7 protein-coding genes and 1 tRNA gene are annotated in these 13,083 nt (G+C 65.0%); 4 read left to right on the forward strand and 4 right to left on the reverse strand.

Annotated features, from left to right (window positions below; all coding sequences use genetic code 11):
* The first annotated feature begins 11 nt into the window (after nt 1-11).
* The 4 genes from VVR12_RS05245 to VVR12_RS05260 are packed head-to-tail and all read left to right on the forward strand — an operon-like array spanning nt 12 to nt 7,616.
* Nucleotides 12-962, forward strand: a complete 951-nt coding sequence (locus tag VVR12_RS05245; protein WP_368550118.1) for a metallophosphoesterase — start codon at nt 12-14, stop codon at nt 960-962.
* A gap of 11 nt (nt 963-973) precedes the next feature.
* Nucleotides 974-2,830, forward strand: a complete 1,857-nt coding sequence (locus VVR12_RS05250) for an ABC transporter ATP-binding protein (RefSeq protein ID WP_368550119.1) — start codon at nt 974-976, stop codon at nt 2,828-2,830.
* On the forward strand, nt 2,827-4,653 hold the full coding sequence (locus tag VVR12_RS05255) for an ABC transporter ATP-binding protein (RefSeq protein WP_368550120.1): 1,827 nt from the start codon (nt 2,827-2,829) through the stop codon (nt 4,651-4,653). Before VVR12_RS05250 ends, VVR12_RS05255 begins: the two co-directional genes overlap by 4 nt.
* A gap of 41 nt (nt 4,654-4,694) precedes the next feature.
* On the forward strand, nt 4,695-7,616 hold the full coding sequence (locus tag VVR12_RS05260) for an FAD-binding and (Fe-S)-binding domain-containing protein (RefSeq protein ID WP_368550121.1): 2,922 nt from the start codon (nt 4,695-4,697) through the stop codon (nt 7,614-7,616).
* A 28-nt stretch (nt 7,617-7,644) separates the two neighbouring features.
* Here VVR12_RS05260 and VVR12_RS05265 read toward each other — a convergent pair whose 3' ends face one another.
* The 4 genes from VVR12_RS05265 to VVR12_RS05280 form a co-directional block, all read right to left on the reverse strand.
* Nucleotides 7,645-8,829 carry a class I SAM-dependent methyltransferase gene (locus VVR12_RS05265; protein ID WP_368550122.1) on the reverse strand — a complete coding sequence of 395 codons (1,185 nt, stop codon included), beginning with the start codon at nt 8,827-8,829 and terminating at the stop codon, nt 7,645-7,647.
* A 73-nt stretch (nt 8,830-8,902) separates the two neighbouring features.
* A tRNA-Pro gene (locus VVR12_RS05270) sits at nt 8,903-8,979 on the reverse strand.
* 98 nt (nt 8,980-9,077) lie between these two features.
* On the reverse strand, nt 9,078-10,808 hold the full coding sequence (locus VVR12_RS05275; RefSeq protein WP_368550123.1) for a hypothetical protein: 1,731 nt from the start codon (nt 10,806-10,808) through the stop codon (nt 9,078-9,080).
* 102 nt (nt 10,809-10,910) lie between these two features.
* Nucleotides 10,911-13,079: an MMPL family transporter gene (locus VVR12_RS05280; RefSeq protein WP_368550124.1), complete on the reverse strand. Its 2,169-nt coding sequence runs from the start codon at nt 13,077-13,079 to the stop codon at nt 10,911-10,913.
* Nucleotides 13,080-13,083: the final 4 nt, after the last annotated feature.

Genomic DNA, 13,083 nt, shown 5'->3' on the forward strand with positions numbered 1-13,083 from the left:
GAAAGCCGTCCATGGTGAATTCCTCTTCGGTGGCGGCCCACGTGGCTCCGGCGTTGCGCGGTCTGGCGACCGCAGCAGGCGCGTCGGTGGCTGCGGGGGCCGCCACGGTCGCATACGCGCACTTTTACGAACTGAACAACTTCAAGCTCCGTACCGAGAGCTTGCCGGTGTTGCCCGCGGGCACGCCCGACTTTCGGATTCTGCATATCTCTGACATGCATATGATCCCCGGGCAGCGCGCTAAGACCCGTTTCTTGCACTCGCTGGCGAGCCTCGAGCCCGATCTGGTGATCAACACCGGAGACAACCTCTCCCATATGGGTGCCCTGCCGGCCTTGTTGGAGGCACTGGGCCCGCTGTTCGATTTTCCCGGTGTCTACGTGCCCGGTTCGAATTGCTACTACGCGCCGGTGTTCAAGAACCCCGCCCGTTACCTGTTCAAGGAGTCCACGGCCGACGAAGGCATCGAGCCCGAACGCGCCGAGCTCCCCACCCAGCAGATGCACGACGCTTTTGATGCCCGCGGCTGGACGGGGTTGATCAACCGCGCCGATACGCTGACCATCAACGGTCTGCGGCTTGAGTTCTCCGGCGTGGACGACCCGCACCTGGGGCTGGACGACCATCCCGGCTTCGTCCCCACCGCCTTCGACGCCGAACCCGCGCCCTCCGTGCGTTTGGGTGTGTGCCACGCGCCGTACATCAGAACGCTCGACCGGTTCGTGGCGGACGGCGCCCAGGCGATCTTCGCCGGGCACACCCACGGCGGTCAGGTGTGCCTGCCCGGCGGGCACGCGCTGACCTCTAACTGCGACCTCGACCCGGCGCGCGCGAAGGGTGTTTCCCTGCAGTCGGACGTCCCCGTGCAGATCTCGGCGGGCTTGGGCACCTCACGGTTCGCTCCGGTGCGACTCTTCTGCCCACCGGAAGCGATATTGGTCACACTGACCGCCAAGGGGTAGCCTGACATTCTATGGGCTTCATTACCACTCGTCGCGTCGAACTCCCACCGCCGGCTGTATTCGCTGAACTAGATCAACCGGCCAGCTCGCTGTGGGGGTATCTGAGGCCGATTCGCGCGCGGTGGTTTATGGGCCTGGGCGTCTCGATCATCACCGTCCTGGTGCAGTTGTCTATCCCCCAGGTGCTGGCATGGATCGTCGATCGGTTGGTTGGGGCTGAGCGAGGGGCCGGTGCGCTGTGGGCCGGCGGTGCGCTGGTGGTCGGGCTGGGCCTGGCGCAGGCGGGGTTGATGTTGTTGCGCCGCATTCTGCTCATCGACCCCAGCTCGCAGATCGAGAACCAGATGCGCATGTCGATCTTCGACAAGCTTCTGCGTATGCCGATCTCATTTCACGACGAGTGGCCCTCGGGTCAGCTACTCACCCGCACCACGACCGACCTCTCGATCGTGCGCCGTTGGCTCGCCTTTGGTCTGGTCATGAGCATCTCCACCGCGGTCATGATGGTCTTCGGCATTGCACTCCTAGCCCGCGGTTCGGGTCTGTTGGCACTCATTTACGCGGCCAGCATCCCCTTCACCGTGGCCTTTCTCTGGCGGTTTGTGATCTCTTTCCGCGCGCTCACCCGGCTCTCGCAGCAGCAAGCGGGAGACCTGGCGACCACGGTCGAAGAGTCGGTGCAGGGTATTCGCGTGCTCAAGGCTCTGGGCCAGGGCCGTAACGCGCTCGGTCGCTTCGGTGTACAGGCCGATGAGCTCCGCACCACCGAGGTCTCCCGCGCCCAGAAAATGGGTGGGGTCGCCGCGGTCACCGGCGTCATCGCCGGAATCACCCTGGCCATCGCATTGATCGTGGGGTTGCACCAGGTCGCCGCGGGGCGGTTGACCCTCGGCGAGCTCACCGCCTTCTTCGCCACCGCGGCAATCCTTCAGCCGCAGGTCGAGCGCACCGGCATGTTTATCTCGATGTATCTCTCGTCGAAGGTCTCGCTCGAGCGCCACAACGAGATCATCACGGCCCCCGGCCTAGAACCGGTGGCGATCTCCTCTTCCGAGGTCGCCTCCGCCCGCTCCCGCGAACTCCCCCGCCAGCTCGGTTCGGCAGGAGCGCCACACCCAGCGTCCGTGGATTTCGACGGCGTGACCTTCGCCTACCGCGAGGGGGCAACACCCACCCTGCGCGACATCAATCTGCACGTGAACCCCGGTGAGATCGTGGCGGTGGTCGGCCCCACCGGGTGCGGCAAGTCCACGCTGTTGCAGTTGATACCGCGCCTCTACGACGTCGGGGCCGGGACCATTCGCGTGGACGGTACCGACGTGCGCGACTTTTCCCTGCAGCAGCTACGGACGCAAGTCTCGATCGCTTTCGAAGAGCCGGTGCTCTTTTCCTCGTCGGTACGCGAGAACGTGTTAGTGGGCGTGGATACCGAGGCGCTCGGCCTTGAGACCGCCGAGCGGATTCTGGACACCGCGCTGGAAGTTGCCTCAGCCGAGTTCGTGGCCGACCTGCCCGAGGGCAAAGACACGCTCATCGGGGAAGAAGGCATGAGTCTCTCCGGTGGGCAGCGGCAACGGCTCTCCCTGGCCCGCGCTATCGCCACCGAACCGGCCGTGCTGCTCCTCGACGACCCGCTCTCGGCCCTGGACGTCACCACCGAAGAAACCGTGGTGAACATGCTCAAGCGGCAGTTGGCGAACACCACCGTGGTGCTCACCGCGCACCGTCCTTCGACAGTGACACTGGCCGACCGGGTGGTGCTCATGGGTGCGCACGGCACCATCGCGGCGGTGGGCACGCACGCCGAGTTGTTGGGCCGCTCTGATTACCGGTCGCTCATGAGTCTCACCGAGGGAGGACAACGGTGAAACCGCAGGCGGCACCCCTCCTCGAAGACAAGGTGGAGCTCAATCGCGAGGAGCAACGAACCGTGCGCGCCCGTTCCATCGGGTTGCTACGCGATATCTTCCGGCCCGTGCGCGGCAAACTCCTGATCACCATTCTGCTGGTCATCACCTCGGTCGCGCTGACCACGCTGATGCCGTGGCTGCTCTCTCACGCGATCAACACCGCCATCGATCCCCTGCTGGCCGGGGACGCCGGCCCCGCCACCTGGCTTACCCTCGCCTACGTGACCGCCGCCGTGGCCGCCGGGGTATGTATGTACTTCAACGTCGTGCTGACCACGCGCATCTCCCAAGACGCCCTCTACGACCTGCGCCAGAAGATGTTCGCTCACTCGCAAGAGCTCTCGATCGGTTTTCACGAGACGTACACCTCCGGGCGGGTGGTCTCGCGGTTAACCTCCGATCTAGAGACCCTGCGTCAGTTCCTCGATTCGGGCCTCTCGCAGTTGGCCGCGACCTTGCTCAGCATCGTTTTCACCGTCGGCGCGCTGTTTCTCATGGACTGGCGGGCCGGGGTCGCGCTGTTCTTCGCCCTGATCCCCGTCTGGTTCTTAACCTCGTGGTTCCGCAAGCACTCGACCGTGGCCTACCGCGCTCAGCGCGTGGCCAACGCTCAATTGATCGGCCGGTTCGTGGAGACTTTCACCGGAATCCGGGCGGTCAAGGCGTTTCGGTATGAGGCCCCCTCGCGCGAACTCTACGGCGAGAAGGCCGAAGACTACCGCGTGAAGATCATGGATTCGATCAAGATCAACGGCGTCTATATGCCCAGCCTGATCGCGATCGGCAACGTGTTTGTGGGGGCCGTGCTGATCATTGGCGGTTACTCGGTGCTCGGCGGCGCCATGCAGGTGGGCACCCTGTTGGCGCTGGTGATCTACGCCAACCGCGTGTTCGAACCGATCTTTCAACTCTCCGACTTCTACAACATGTTTCAGTCCGCGGTCTCCGCGCTCGAGAAGGTCTCGGGGTTCTTGGCCGAGAAACCTGCGGTACCGGAGCCGGTTCACCCCGTGCAGCGCGGTTCCCGCCGTGCGGGTGAAGCCGCCGGGGGCGTCCGGTTTGAGGCCGCCGAATTCGAGTACGTGCCCGGCCGACCGGCCCTGCACCGCTTCGACCTCGACGTGCCCGCGGGCCAGCACGTGGCGCTGGTGGGTAAGACGGGCGCTGGCAAATCCACGGTCGCCAAGCTGATCTCCCGCTTCTACGACGTGACCTCGGGGCGGCTTCTCATCGATGGCGTGGACGTGCGCGACCTGACCGACACGCAATTGCGGCGCGAGATCGTCATGGTGACCCAGGAGGCGTTCCTCTTCCAGGGCACCGTGGCCGACAACATTCGCCTGGCCAGGCCCGATGCCAGCGACAAAGAGGTGGTGCGCGCCGCTCAACAGGTCGGGGCCCACGAGTTTATCTCGGAGCTGCCCGAGGGGTACCAGACGAACCTCGCCAAACGCGGCGGACGGGTCTCGGCGGGGCAGCGCCAGTTGATCTCTTTCGCCCGTGCTTTCTTGGTGGACCCGACGGTGTTGATCCTCGACGAGGCCACCGCCTCGCTGGACATCCCCACCGAGCGCCTGGTGCAGCGCGGCCTCGAGAAGTTGTTGGCCGGGCGTACTTCCTTCGTGATCGCCCATCGGCTGTCGACCGTGTTGGATTCCGACCGCGTGTTGGTTGTGGACGCCGGGCGCATCGTCGAAGACGGCGCCCCGGAGGAGTTGATCGCTTCCGGCGGGCGGTTCGCCGATATGGTGCATGCCTGGGATGAGGCGATGGAGGTTTAGGGTAAGTGTCATACCTCATCTTGAGGCATACACTAGAAAGTATGACTCTGAGCACATACCCCACCGTCGCGCACACCTCCGAAGCCCTCCGCACCCCCACCGTCGACTTCGATGCGATTGCCGCCGAGCTGGCGGGCATCCTCTCCCCCGACGACGTTTCGGCACGGCCGATCGACCGCCTGGCGATGGGCCACGACGCCTCGCACTACCTCTTCGTGCCCGCCGGCGTCCTCCGCCCACGAACGGCCCGTGAGGTCGGCGAAATCTTCGCCGCCGCTCGCCGCAACGGAGCACCGCTCTCGCTACGCTCCGGAGGAACTTCGCTCTCGGGCCAGGCCAGCACCGACGGGGTCATGGTGGACGTGCGCACCCACTTCCGCGGCATCGAGGTACTGGACGCCGGCAAGCGGGTGCGCGTTCAACCGGGCGCGACCGTCATGATGGTCAACAACTTTCTGGCCCCCTACGGGTACAAGCTCGGGCCCGACCCGGCCTCGTGGTCAGCCTGCACCATCGGTGGTGTGGTCGCCAACAACTCATCGGGTATGAGCTCCGGCACCGAGTTCAACACCTACAACACCCTCGAGTCCCTGGTGTTCGTCTTGCCCTCCGGCACGGTGATCGACACCTCCGATCCCGACGCCGACCGGCAACTCTATGAACAAGAGCCTGAGATCCACGCGGGCCTGCGCCGCCTGCGCGAGCGCGTGCTGAGCAACCCCGAGTCGGTGGCGAAGGTCCGCCAGCAGTTCTCGATGAAGAACACCATGGGGTACGGCATCAACGCCCTGGTGGACTTCGAAGAACCGGTGAGGATTCTCGAGCACCTGCTCATCGGCTCCGAGGGCACTTTGGCCTTCATCGCCTCGGCCACCTACCGTACGCTGCCGATTTTGACCCATGCGTCCACGGGATTGCTGGTCTTCGACAACCTGATCGACGCGGCGAACTCGGTACCCGATCTGGTAGCCGGAGGGATGGCGACGACCGAGTTGCTCGACGCCACCTCGATTCGGGTCGCCCAGCGCACGGGATTGGTGGCTGATTCGTTGGCCCGCATCGACGTCGAACAGCATGCCGCGTTGCTGGTGGAGTTCCAGGGCTCGAGCCAGGCGGAGATCGACGAACTCGCCCACGCCGGTGCCGACATGCTCCGCGGCCTGCCCACCGTCACCCCGGTACAGATGACCGACGAACTGGCCGAACGCAACAAGCTCTGGGCGGCGCGGCGCGGGCTGTACACCACGGTCGCCGGCAACCGCCCACAGGGTACCAACGCTCTGCTCGAAGACGTGGTCGTTCCCGTGGCCGAACTCGGTGAGACGTGTAAGACGCTGACCCAGCTCTTCGAGGCCCACGAGTACGTAGACTCGGTGATTTTTGGGCACGCCAAAGACGGCAACATTCACTTCATGCTCAACGAGCAGTTCACCGATTCCGCCAAGCTCGCCCGTTACGAGCGGTTTACCGAAGAGATGGTACAGCTGATCCTCGGCGCCTCGGGGTCGCTGAAGGCGGAACACGGTACCGGGCGCATCATGGCACCGTATGTGCGGCGGCAATGGGGTGACGAGCTCTATGAGGTAATGGTGGGCATCAAGAACCTGATCGACCCGCACCACGTGATGAATCCCGGGGTGTTGATCAACGAAGACCCCGCCGCGCTCACCCAGAACCTCAAAGTCGCCGAGCCGGTGGAAGAAGAGGTCAATCGGTGCGTGGAATGCGGGTACTGCGAACCCGTCTGCCCCTCCAAAGATTTGACCCTGACCCCGCGTCAGCGCATCGTGGTGCGGAGGGAGGCCGCCGCAGCCCGTCGCGCCGGGGATCACGAACTGGCCGAGGCCCTGCAGACCGATTTTGAGTACGACGGTTTGCAGACCTGTGCGGTGGACGGCATGTGCCTGACCCGCTGCCCCGTGTTGATCAATACCGGCGATCTGGTGCGCCGCCTCCGTTCGGAGGATCAGAATTCGGTGGCAGCTGCCGGGTGGAAGGCCGCGGCGAAGGGTTGGTCTGCCGTGGACGCCGGCGCCGGCACAGCGCTCACCGCGGCTGCCGCGATGCCCGCGTCTCTGCCGAAGGCCGTCACCTCCCTGGCCCGCAAGGCCCTGGGCGATGACTTCGTTCCGCAGTACAACAAACACTTGCCGGCAGGCGGCCGACGCCGCGAACCGAAGGCTAACCCGCTGGCGGAGGTGGTGTTCTTCCCGGCCTGCGTCAACGCGATGTTCGGCGGAGTGGACGGCTCCGGGCAGGCTGAGGCGCTCAACGCCACCGCCGCCTTTGAGACCCTGTGCCGGCGGGCCGGGATCGAGTACAACATCCCCACCGGGATCACCGGCATGTGCTGCGGCACGCCGTGGAAGTCGAAGGGATACACCGCCGGTTACCAGATCATGAGCGACCGGGTTCTACAGAACCTGTGGTTGGCCACTCGCGGCGGCGAGTTGCCGGTGGTCTGCGACGCTTCCTCCTGCACCGAGGGGCTGAACGTGATGCGCGATAAGGTCGCGGCGGCCGTGGAATTCCAGGCGGGCGCGGGTCGCGATGTCGATGAACCGGACTTCTCGAAGATCCGCTTTATCGATGCGCTGCAGTTCGCCGCTGAGGAACTCTTGCCGCGACTGACGGTCTCTGAACGGCTGCCCTCTCTCGTGGTGCACCCCACCTGTTCGGTCACGCACCTGGGGGTACAACCCCACCTGGAGGCCCTGGGCAAGGCGATCGCCGTCGAGCTGACCGTGCCGCAACAGTGGGGTTGTTGTGGTTACGCCGGCGACCGCGGCATGCTCCACCCCGAGCTGACCCGTTCGGCCACCCGCGCCGAGGCCGAGGAGGTCAACGCGCGGCAATACACGGCCTACGCCTCGAGCAACCGCACTTGCGAACAGGGCATGACGGAGGCCACCGGGCGCCCCTACCAAAACATCCTGCAGCTCCTCGAGGCCGCGACGCGTTAGCTCATCGCGCGCCGGTGGGCGGAAGAACTCACCGGGCGCGGAGCACTGTGAACGTCGAGTCGCGGGTGACCTGATCCACGTGCTCGAAACGCTCCTGGACCTGCGTACGGTAGCGGGCATGCGAGTTGTGCACGAGCAGTAGGGTGCCGCCGGGTGCGAGCACGCGGCGGGCGGCGTCTAGGAGCGGTCGCACCAGGGTGAGGTCTATGCGGGTGCCCTCGTGGAAGGGCGGGTTGAGCAGCACGAGGTCCACCGAGGAATCGGGCAGGTCGGCGGCGGCGGCGTCCCAGGTGACGGTGACCCGCGGGTCGCTCAGATTGGCGGCGGCGCTACGGACGGCGTCGGCATCGACGTCGGTGGCGACCACCCGGCGCACTACCCCGGCGGGGGCCTCATCGAGTACCTGTCGGGTGACCGAGCCGTTGCCGCACCCGAGATCCAGCACGCGCTGGCCGTGGTCGGCGTGCCTGAGGTAGTCCACCGCGGCCGTGGCCAGCAAGTGCCCGCCGCGGTCTGCCTTGGCCCCGGAGAACACCCCGCCAAAGCCGCGCAAGTGGCCCGGGGTATCCGCCTCACACCGATCTTCACCGGTGCCGACCTCTACCGCGGTCCGTGCCCCGCTGGCCAGCAGGCACCGGTGTTTGCCCTTGCCGCGTAACCCGCGCACCTGGGTGAAGGAACGCTCGAGGGTGTCGTTGAAGGTGCGGTTCATGTGTTTGGTGTTGCCGCCGAGAATCAGGGTGGCCTCGGGCGCGCTCAGGGTGAGGTCGTGGGCCCAGTCGTGGAGGGCCCCGTGCGACTTGGGGAGCCGCCCCAGCGCGAGCGCCCCGGCAAAACCGTGGGTGCGCAGGAACCCGCTGACCGCGAGGGTAGCGTGGTCTCGCTGGCCTTCTGCGGTGAGGCCGGCGATCTTCAGCAGATGTATCGCATCCGGTGCCTCGTTCGAGATCAACGCGTGCAGGTCACGGGCCTGCGCGTACGAGCGCTGCCGCACCAGCACGCGCGGGGCCGGTTCTTCGCCCAGTGCGTCGGCCAGAGCCCAGTAGGTTTGCGCGAAGTTGTGGTCTTCGAGAATCAGGACGTCGCCGGTTGCGCCATGATCGGCGGCACGGTCAGCACTGTGGGCGAGCGCGTCGGAGCGGATGAGCCGGTCGAGAGCGTCGGCGCGGGTTTCGGCGAGTTCTTCGAGGCGTTGGATCGTGGAGGTATGCACCCCACCATTGTTCCACGGCCGGCGGCCCCCCCAGATACGACAAAACCCCGGCCACCAGAAGTGCCGGGGTTATTGGTCGGGATGACAGGATTTGAACCTGCGGCCTCGTCGTCCCGAACGACGCGCGCTACCAAGCTGCGCCACATCCCGATGTTGACTTGTCCGTGTTCCTGCAAGCAACTGTTCTATGATAGCGGAAAAGGGCGAAGGCTACCAACTTGGCCACGGCATCGTGTATGTCACGTGCCCTATTGATTCACGCTTTGACGCTTCTGTAATTCTCCAGTGGCCTGCTGAATGAGATCCAGAAGCTCTTTCTCCGACATCTCGCTCAGCGGTTTGCCTGATTCGACAGTCACCGACTCTTTCGAGGCGTCCCCACGGTCGGAGGATTGACCGGTCTCGGCGTTGACCACGGTGACCTTACCATCGGGTGCGATGTCAGCACGGTACGAAACCGCCTGCCCCTGTCCGATGGACGCGGCCCAGTGGCCGTCTCGCGCGGGTAGGATCTCGTAGACCCCCATGCCCGCCGACCAGCGGGTGGTCCAGGCATTATCGCCGTGCACACTGGATTCCTTGATGGCGGTCACCAACGTGGAGGTCGCCGGCAGATCGGTGACAGTGTTGATGACCAACTTCGCGCGTCCGGCCCCCTGTTGCGTCGCCGGCACAGCGGAGATCGCGGTGATCGACTGGGAGGAACCGCGTGGGGTCAACGGGGTCACGTAGCTCAGCTCGTGGTTCTCGGGGCTGACGAGGGTAAATTCCGAGGAGTTCTCTCCATTGGCGTCTTCTTCGTCGTCATCGGTCAGATCATAGCCATACTTGGAACCCCACCATTCAATGAGGGTGCCACCAGCATTGATCGATGACCGTTGCCCGGCGGCAATCGTGCGCGGATACGTGGGCCCTTCGATTCGAGCCTGAGCCAGCTCCTCTGCGGAGAGCACCCGCACGCCGGATTCGTCGTAGATGGCCGCGCCGTTGGGCGCCTTGGTAACGTTCCAGAACCCGGAATATTTGAAGAGGGGCACGATGACCTGAGGTTTACCGTCTGCGCAGTAACCGTAGGCATCGTCGTTGTCCCAGTGGGCAAAAGGTGCCTTGGCATGGATAGACCACGACAGGGCGTGCCAAGGCCAGACGGTCTCCAATCGTTTCGACATCCCCTCGGGGATCTTGCAGAAATCGGAGGCGTTACCCGGAATAGTACCTGTGGTGGGCATCGTCAAGGTCTGCACCGCCGCGTAGCCACCGGTACCCAGCACGCCGCGTTCTTTGACGAGCACCGTGTAGCGCGAGGTTCCCTCACCGGCGCCATCGCCTGCCTTCGCTTGAGCGTCTTGCGGCGCGGGCACATAGTGAACGCTACCGCGGTCGCCGATCACGTCGCCCTGGTCGCGCTGGGCATAGTTGTTCGCGACCACCCAGGGGGCGCGGTCAGCATAGGACGTTTGCTCGTCCACCGTTGCGGTGTCTGCGGTGTATGACTTGGCCACTACATAGGGGTGCACGGCGAAGGCATAGGCGCCGCCAACCAGGGCGACCAGGGTGGCGATACTGCCCCACTTGGTGAGCTTCTTGGCCACGGGGTGAGCCTGCCGTTCGGAGGGGCGAAGGCCGTCTTTCAAGAATTCGGCGCGGGCCCAACATGCCACCGCTACCAAGAGAGGCAGAACGACCAATGCCAGCAGATAGAAAAAATATCGCAGCAGGGTCTCTACCACCGCCAGCACCCCGAGGCCCTTGAACCAGATCACCGGGAGGGCGGCCAGAGCCAGGAGGATCAGCCCGAGGGTGATCCACCCCCGTCGGGTGATCAAGGAGGCATGTTTCTTTATGGTTTTTCCGTCGGGAACGGTTTTCTCGGCGGACGCCGCACTCGGCTTGTCGGGGCCGTGTGGGGTGACGCTCTCGTTCGGCGAGGCGAGCGCTTTGTTCCTGCGGGGTTCCGGGGTGTTCGAGGTTGAGGGCACGACCGGGTTCCTTCGTTCTTGTGTGAATGTGATGTGCATTTCACACTAGCGCCCGGTCGTGCCCTGCGTCATCATTCCTCAGGACGATTCCGCACGTCAGCCCTAGGGCCGCCGCGTCAGCTTCGACGGCCACCAGACCTTCGCGCCGGCGTCCTCGACCAGGGCCGGCACGAGGAAGGCACGCACCAACGTGGCGTCCAGTAACACACCGAAGGCGACGATGAAGGCCAACTGAACCAGGAAGATCAGCGGGATCACGGCCAGGGCCGCGAAGGTCGCCGCCAGCACGATGCCGGCGCTGGTGATCACGCCGCCGGTGACGATCAAGCCCTTGCGCATGCCGGCGCGGGTACCGATCTGCAGGGTCTCCTCGCGCACGCGGGTCATGAGGAAGATCGTGTAGTCGATGCCCAGGGCCACCAAGAACACGAAACCGTACAGCGGAACCGTGGGGTCAGCACCGGGGAAATTCCATACGTGGTTGAACAGCAACGCGGCCACGCCCAATGCCGAGAGATACGAGAGCAAGGTGATCGCCAAGAGCATCAACGGGGCCACCACCGAACGCAAGAGCAGCATGAGAATCACCGTAATCACCGCGAGCACGATCGGGATGATGGTGGCGCGGTCGTGCTGAGCGGAGGTGATGGTGTCCAGGGCGGAGGCGGTTTCACCACCGACCAACGCATCGGGCGAGACATCCGCCAGTTTTTCGCGCATGCGCTCAACGGTCTGTTCCGCCTCCTGGCTGTCGGCAGGGTCGGCCAGCGTCGCCTGCACGAGGACGTCGCCGTTCGCCTCGGTGGGTTTCGCCTGGGCGAACATCGGGGGAAGTTTCTCGGCGGCCGAACCCAACGGTAGCGTGCCCGAGGGCGAATCGGAGGAGACCGCGGCCAGGGAGGCCACTCCTGGAACGCCCTGCAGGGCCGTGACGGCGGCGTCCATGTCTTTGGCAGGGAGGATGATATTAGCCGGCGTGCCCGAACCACCCGGGAAGTGCTCGGCCAGCACCTGTTGGCCGGTGGCGGATTCCGAGCCGCCCAGCACGAGGTCCGACTGGCGCACGCCGTCGGCTTTGAAGGTCAGGGACAGCGCAGCGAAGATGCCCAGCAGGGCCACGCAGGAGATCCAGATGATGCGCGGTTTGGTGGTCACGAAATCGGCGATGCGCGTCCAGAACTTGGAGTCCCGCTCGTGGTCCTGAGACTCGTCGAGCTTCGGACGCGCCGGCCAGAACGCCACGCGGCCCAACAGAGCGAGTACCGCGGGCAGGAAGGTCAGCGAGGCCAGCATGGAGAGAACGATGCCGGTCGCGGCCACCGGACCCAGCGCCTTGTTGGAGGCCAGCTGCGAGAAAAGCAGGCAGAGCAGACCGGCGATGACCGTTCCTCCAGAGGCGGCGATCGGTTCGATAGACCCGCGCCAGGCCGCGGCGGTGGCGTCGAAGCGGTTGGAGTGGCGGGTAAGAGCCTCGCGGTAGCGGGCCACGTACAACAGGGCGTAGTCGGTGGCGGCGCCGACCACCAGGATGAGCAGGATGCCCTGCACCTGGCCATTGATGGTCACCCAGCCCGCGTTGGCCATGTGCCAGATCACGAAGATCGCGCCCGAGAGGGCCACCATCGAGGAGAGCAACACGATGATCGGCAGGATCGGGGAACGATAGACGATCAGCAGAATCACGAAGACCACGGCCAGAGCCACGACCAGCAGAATGCCGTCGATACCGCCGAAGGCCGTGACGAGGTCGGCGGCAAAGCCCGCGGGGCCGGTGACGTAGGCGTCGAGGTTGCCGGGGGCGCCGTCGAGAGTGGCGCGAATAGTTTTGACGTCGTCACGCGATTTTTCGGAGTCGGTCAGCGGTACGACGATCTGTGCGGCCTTGCCGTCCTCCGAGTACAACACCGGGGATGCCGCATCGAAGCTCACGCCCTCGGCCTTGAGTTTGTCGGTGATCGAGTTCAGGTAGGCCTTGTCTTGGTCTCCCAGTTTCTGTTCGGAGGCGAACATCAGGATGGCCGGGGCGGCCTCGGAGTCGTAGAAGTCAGTTTGGCGCTGGGACACCTTCGTGGAATCCGCGGACTCCGGGAGGAAGTCGGTGGCCGAATTGGTCGAGACCTCAGAGATCTTGCCGAAGTAGGGGCCACCGATGCCGGAGACCCCCAGCCATGCCACCACCAGCAGGGAGGCGATTAATATCCTCAACCAGCCCGCGGGCTTCTTGTCGTGTCGGTCATCGGTATGCTGAGCGGGCAAATCGGTGGCTGGCATGGGC

Source organism: Rothia sp. LK2588 (assembly GCF_040946465.1).
Taxonomy (GTDB): Bacteria; Actinomycetota; Actinomycetes; order Actinomycetales; family Micrococcaceae; genus Rothia.

Coding starts and splice junctions, on each gene's coding strand:
- VVR12_RS05260 (WP_368550121.1), top strand. CDS start 4,695: ATGACTCTGAGCACATACCCCACCGTCGCGCACACCTCCGAAGCCCTC.
- VVR12_RS05245 (WP_368550118.1), top strand. CDS start 12: ATGGTGAATTCCTCTTCGGTGGCGGCCCACGTGGCTCCGGCGTTGCGC.
- VVR12_RS05280 (WP_368550124.1), bottom strand. CDS start 13,079: ATGCCAGCCACCGATTTGCCCGCTCAGCATACCGATGACCGACACGAC.
- VVR12_RS05250 (WP_368550119.1), top strand. CDS start 974: ATGGGCTTCATTACCACTCGTCGCGTCGAACTCCCACCGCCGGCTGTA.